General features: G+C 29.3%; 4 protein-coding genes. All 4 read left to right on the top strand.

Annotation, left to right across the window (positions count from 1 at the left end):
- The first annotated feature begins 250 nt into the window (after window positions 1-250).
- Entirely contained in the window at window positions 251-1,144 is an 894-nt protein-coding gene (locus tag ACTWQB_RS16755; protein ID WP_443140304.1) for a DUF7743 domain-containing protein, read from the top strand.
- Window positions 1,145-1,159: 15 nt separating this feature from the next.
- A complete protein-coding gene (locus tag ACTWQB_RS16750) occupies window positions 1,160-2,005 on the top strand; it encodes a GIY-YIG nuclease family protein (RefSeq protein WP_443140303.1) in 846 nt (281 codons plus the stop codon).
- A gap of 182 nt (window positions 2,006-2,187) precedes the next feature.
- The gene (locus tag ACTWQB_RS16745; protein ID WP_443140302.1) at window positions 2,188-2,856 is read left to right on the top strand and encodes a hypothetical protein; all 669 of its coding nucleotides are present in this window, start codon (window positions 2,188-2,190) and stop codon (window positions 2,854-2,856) included.
- A gap of 328 nt (window positions 2,857-3,184) precedes the next feature.
- The gene (locus ACTWQB_RS16740) at window positions 3,185-4,222 is read left to right on the top strand and encodes a hypothetical protein (RefSeq protein WP_443140301.1); all 1,038 of its coding nucleotides are present in this window, start codon (window positions 3,185-3,187) and stop codon (window positions 4,220-4,222) included.
- Window positions 4,223-4,345: the final 123 nt, after the last annotated feature.

The following is a 4,345-nucleotide window of genomic DNA, read 5'->3' as shown; positions in this document are numbered from 1 at the left end:
CTGTAGTAACATGGTTCATAGGGAAGACCTCTTTTCTGTGAATTTTGTCGGCTAACTTAATTCTACAAAAAGGGTCTTCCTTTTTCTATGTTCTAAAAATCATTTACACAAAATATTTTATACTCTCGTTTATTATTCTTTATCCATATACTTTTGTTTAGCTAATAAATAATAAATTAACTATTGGCTATAAGGTTTATATTTAATAAGATTATATGTATATGAAATCAATATAGTAAGGGGAATTAATTTGAGGAGTAAATTGTTATTTATAATGTTATTAATGAGTTTCTTATTTATTATATTTGAGGTAAATATTTCAGCAACATCCGATACGACTCCGCCAACCTTAGAAAATGTGGAAGTCAATAAGGATGAAGTGAAGGCAGGAGAAGAGGTCACAATTTATGTCACCGCTAAAGATGAACAGTCGGGTATAGACTATGTATCTATTATGGCAAAAAGCCCATCCAAAGAACATGTCGTAACAGATAATATATGGGAAACAGATGAACAAGGTCGCTATGCATATACAGTCACGATTGATAAACATGCAGAACCAGGAGAGTGGCTAGTCAATACGACGTTAAATGATACTGCGGACAACAGTGAAAGTTATTGGACAGAAATAGGATTTGAAGTCATAAACACTGAAGATAACACTGAGGAAAATACTGAAACAAACAAAGAAGATACACAAGAAAAGGAACAAGAGGAACGAGATACGTCCTCTAACTCTAATGACTCTCATAATCGTGAAGAGTCAAAAGTAGATAAGAAGCAAAACGGTTCTAAAGAGCTCGGTGATGAAGAACATGAGAAGAATACATCAAATAAAGAATCAGAAAAACAAGATTCAACAAACAATAATGATAAAAAAGATAGTCAACAAGAACAAAGCAATGGTAATGTTACAGAAGAAAATGTTACCGGTTTGAAAAAGGATGAAGATGAAGAAGGTAATCTACAAGAAGATAAAAGGATTGTAAATGAAAAAAGTGATGAACATATGAATAAAAAGAAAGACTACTATGATTTAAATGAAATCCATAATTTTATTATTCAAAATCCTAGTACACTTGTAATAAGTTCAACGATGTTATTAGGTATGAATGGTATTTTATTTTGGGTGTTCTTTATTTAATAAAGGGGGAATAGTATGGAAATCACTCCGAGAACAATTCAAATCTTCTTGCCTTATGGCTCACCGCGTGGGATAAAAATTGCAGAAATTACAAATAGGACTGTTCAAGCTATATTAATACCTAGAAATGAATTTAATAGAGTTAGCGAAAGACATGAAATACATAATGTGGGTATTTATTTTTTATTTGGCCACAACGAGGAAAATTCTAAGCCCCAGGTATATATAGGGGAGGCTGAAAACTGTTACAAACGTTTGAACAATCATAATAAAGAAAAAGATTTTTGGGAAGTTGCTATTTTATTTGTAACAAATAATCCTCAAAATCAATTTACTAAAAGTGATGTCAAGTATTTAGAAAACCTTTCTTATCTAAAAGCCGTTGAGAATAATAGGTTTTATATTAATCAAACTATTCCACAACAAACTTTTGTACCAGAATGGAGGAAAGCAGATTTAGAGGATATTTTTAATACAATAAAAATTTTGCTATCCACACTCGGATACCCACTATATGAATCTATGAGAAAAGTAAGTGAAACTGACGAAGATGAGGTATATTTTTGTTCTAATAATGAAGTAACTGCAAAAGGAGAATATAACGAAGAAGGATTTATCGTTTTTAAAGGTTCAAGTATTAGACCACAAACCACGAAAGCCTTTAAAGCAAAAAGTAAAAAAGATAAACTATTAGAAGATAAAGTTATTATTGAAAAAGAAGGAAAGTTGATATTTAATGAAGACTATCAATTCACATCACCCAGTTTGGCTGCATCAATAGTTTTAGGTAGAAATCAAAATGGATGGATTGCTTGGAAAAATAGAGAAGGAAAAACTTTAGATGAGATTAAAAGGCAATAGGGTAGACACAAAAATTATTAATTGGTCGCAGGGTTCAATTAGTAAGTTATGGATTAGGTAAAGCACAAAAATTATTGACTAAGCATTTAATAACAGTCTTAGTGTTAGCATAAGTTTTTTAATAGCTCTGCTTTTTGTTTCTAGACTATTAAATCACTGAGGAACCTCATGGAGGGTGGAAAATGGAAAACAAGTTATTATTTTATGATAACCTTAGAGAAAGATTGAATTATATTATAGACCAATCTTGGATTTTATTTATAGCTCATTGTGTTCAAGGTCGGGCAATTCTTCACAAGGAAGCTTCGTTTCAACACCACTTCGCGAATTTAATTCAACAACTGGGAGTACTACATTGCTATTCTAAAACAGAAACATTTCATGTTGATTTAGAATTTACTGTTTCTAAACAAGATGGTCTTGAAAAGAGGGTAGCAATCGATATAGTTTGTGAATTAAAAAACTTTGAAAAAAATAAGACTGTTAGAGGAGCAATTGAACTGAAGCATACCATAAAACCTGGAGATGCCACAGATATTGGAAGAATAGGGGTATATAAAGACATACATAGATTAGAAAAAATGAAAAATTTAAAACAAGAGGGATTCTCAGTTTGTAAGTTTTATATGCTTGCTAACAGAGCTGCATATACTAACGTAGGCTCTCCAAACACTTCAGGAGAAGATTTCCCTACCTATAAAGGTTATACTATTGAACCAGGTAGGGTATATAAGACAATTCACACAAAAGTGGGTAAAGATATTGAACTTGTTTTTAATGATTCTTATAATTTTCATTGGGTGAAATATGAAAAGCCACAGCGATTATATTTTTTATCAGTTGATGTATAAATTATTTTTCTCTTCTAACTAATTGTCCTACAATTCCTTGGAAGGAGGTAATATTAAACCAACACCACTACACCTCCAATTTTGTCTACCACCTATTAACCTCACAGGTGGGTTGATTGTCACTGGTCAAATTAAAGTTGTGAAACCATAAATATTAAAATTTATAAATGAAAGTTGCATAAAAAATGAATGTAACTTTCATTTTTTATATAGGTTAAGTTAAAATATGTAATTTCATTATTCGAAATGTTATAATCTACTAAATAATAGATATAGGAAAAAAGTCCATTGATAACTGAACAATATTCAAACGTTTATGGAGGATATAATGTTTAAAGATAATCATAAAACTATAGACACACTTACTCTAGAAATTTCAGAAGATTTTTCAAGGTTACATCCTGTAAGCTCAATGCGAGTATTGAACTTGATAATCCTCAAAATTAAATATGATTCTTTAACTGGAGGGAGTATCCATACCCCATCTTTAAAGTTAGTTAATAATTTACATTATTTTATTAGTGGTTCAATTAATTTATTTAAAAAACAAAGGATTAGTGAGTCTATAGAAAGTATTTCTAAAAAAGTTTCATCTGTTGAATTATTATATTCTGTTAAAAATAACAGTGGTAATAGTGTTCAAAGCGAAATAGTCCAACAGGCATTCCATAATTATCATTTTGATTATCATACAGTAACTTTAAAGCAATATTTAAATTTTTTTCATAATAATAAAGAAGTATTAAATGATTTATTAAAACAATATGAAATTAGTTATGAAGAAACCATTAAAGGATTTTTAGCACTTTTGTATTTTGAATTTCTTATAGATGAGTATGGATTTACGAAATTAATGAAAAAAAATAAAAAGTTCTTATTAGATGATAGACTTTTTTATGTATATCCTCAGCGTTTAGTTAAATTAATTTTTCTAAAAATGGGTGTAGATTATAATAAATTCATAAGAGCATTTTTTACTGATTTGAAATCTCATAGATATGACAGGTCTATATATTTAACTGATTTATATAAAAAAAACATCCATTCTTTTGGGGTGAAATATAAAAGGTTATTATATTTTCCGCGTAATTATTTTTTACTTGACAAATTATTTATTCAATTAAGTGAGTATCCAATGTTTATTAAGGAAAAAGGTGAATATTTAGAAGCAAACACTATTAAAGTGATTAAGGAATTATACGGTGAGGACAATGTGTATACTAATATATATGATGGTGATGGGGTAGAAAAAGATGTGATTGTTACTTTTGGTAAATATGTTTTAAGTTTTGAATGTAAATCAAAGCCCTTAAAGGAACCCTTTAGAGATACAAAGAAATCTTATAAAAGATTAAAACAAAACTGAGAGTATAAAATATTTTGTGTAAATGATTTTTAGAACATAGAAAAAGGAAGACCCTTTTTGTAGAATTAAGTTAGCCGACAAAATTCACAGAAAAGAGGTCTTCCCTATGAACCATGTTACTAC

It is taken from the genome of Piscibacillus sp. B03, assembly GCF_052246295.1.
In the GTDB taxonomy this organism is placed as follows: Bacteria; Bacillota; Bacilli; order Bacillales; family Alkalibacillaceae; genus Piscibacillus.
This window is presented reverse-complemented; position numbering and strand designations above follow the sequence as displayed.